We start from the raw sequence: 898 nt of genomic DNA, 5'->3' as shown, positions 1-898 counted from the left end.
AACGCATGAGGGAGTCAAAGTCCCTTGCCTTACCGCTTGGCTATACCCCAATAATAATATTAATAAATAGGCGAGTGATGGGGATCGAACCCACGCATGCCAGAGCCACAATCTGGTGTGTTAACCACTTCACCACACCCGCCATAATTATTAACACGGGCAGTAGGAATTGAACCCACACTGAAGGTTTTGGAGACCTTAGTTCTACCTTTAAACTATGCCCGTAAAGGATGGAAGGGGAGGGATTCGAACCCCCGAACCCGAAGGAGCGGATTTACAGTCCGCCGCGTTTAGCCTCTTCGCTACCCTTCCTGATTATTGAATTGATGGCGCGAGACGGAATCGAACCGCCGACACATGGAGCTTCAATCCATTGCTCTACCAACTGAGCTACCGAGCCAAATTGCGGGAGCAGGATTTGAACCTACGACCTTCGGGTTATGAGCCCGACGAGCTACCGAGCTGCTCCATCCCGCGTTAATATTAAGGAGGATGTGGGATTCGAACCCACGCACGCTTTTACACGCCTGACGGTTTTCAAGACCGTTCCCTTCAGCCGGACTTGGGTAATCCTCCAAGATAACAATGGACCTTGTAGGACTTGAACCTACGACCACTCGGTTATGAGCCGAGAGCTCTAACCAGCTGAGCTAAAGGTCCAACAAGATCAACAATATAGCGGCGAAGGGGATCGAACCCCCGACCTCCCGGGTATGAACCGGACGCTCTAGCCAGCTGAGCTACACCGCCATAATATCGGGAAGACAGGATTCGAACCTGCGACACCTTGGTCCCAAACCAAGTACTCTACCAAGCTGAGCTACTTCCCGATCTAAAGCTACCGCTTTATGCACCCTAGAGGAGTCGAACCTCTAACCGCCTGATTCGTAGTCAGGTA

General features: G+C 51.4%; 9 tRNA genes. All 9 read right to left on the bottom strand.

The features are described from left to right. Window positions 1–69: 69 nt before the first annotated feature. The 9 genes from ADG03_RS09610 to ADG03_RS09570 all read right to left on the bottom strand — a co-directional run bounded on the left by ADG03_RS09610 (window position 70) and on the right by ADG03_RS09570 (window position 830). Window positions 70–142: transfer RNA gene (locus ADG03_RS09610), tRNA-His, on the bottom strand. Between the two features lie 12 nt (window positions 143–154). Beyond that, window positions 155–225: transfer RNA gene (locus ADG03_RS09605), tRNA-Trp, on the bottom strand. Window positions 226–231: 6 nt separating this feature from the next. Further along, window positions 232–312 (bottom strand) — tRNA-Tyr (locus ADG03_RS09600). 15 nt (window positions 313–327) lie between these two features. Then, a tRNA-Phe gene (locus ADG03_RS09595) sits at window positions 328–400 on the bottom strand. 3 nt (window positions 401–403) lie between these two features. Further along, a tRNA-Met gene (locus tag ADG03_RS09590) sits at window positions 404–477 on the bottom strand. A 9-nt stretch (window positions 478–486) separates the two neighbouring features. Continuing rightward, a tRNA-Ser gene (locus tag ADG03_RS09585) sits at window positions 487–576 on the bottom strand. A gap of 10 nt (window positions 577–586) precedes the next feature. Beyond that, a tRNA-Ile gene (locus ADG03_RS09580) sits at window positions 587–660 on the bottom strand. Between the two features lie 16 nt (window positions 661–676). Next, window positions 677–750 (bottom strand) — tRNA-Met (locus tag ADG03_RS09575). A 6-nt stretch (window positions 751–756) separates the two neighbouring features. Beyond that, window positions 757–830 (bottom strand) — tRNA-Pro (locus ADG03_RS09570). Window positions 831–898: the final 68 nt, after the last annotated feature.

It is taken from the genome of Streptococcus parasanguinis, assembly GCF_001069785.1.
Taxonomy (GTDB): Bacteria; Bacillota; Bacilli; order Lactobacillales; family Streptococcaceae; genus Streptococcus; species Streptococcus parasanguinis_T.
This window is presented reverse-complemented; position numbering and strand designations above follow the sequence as displayed.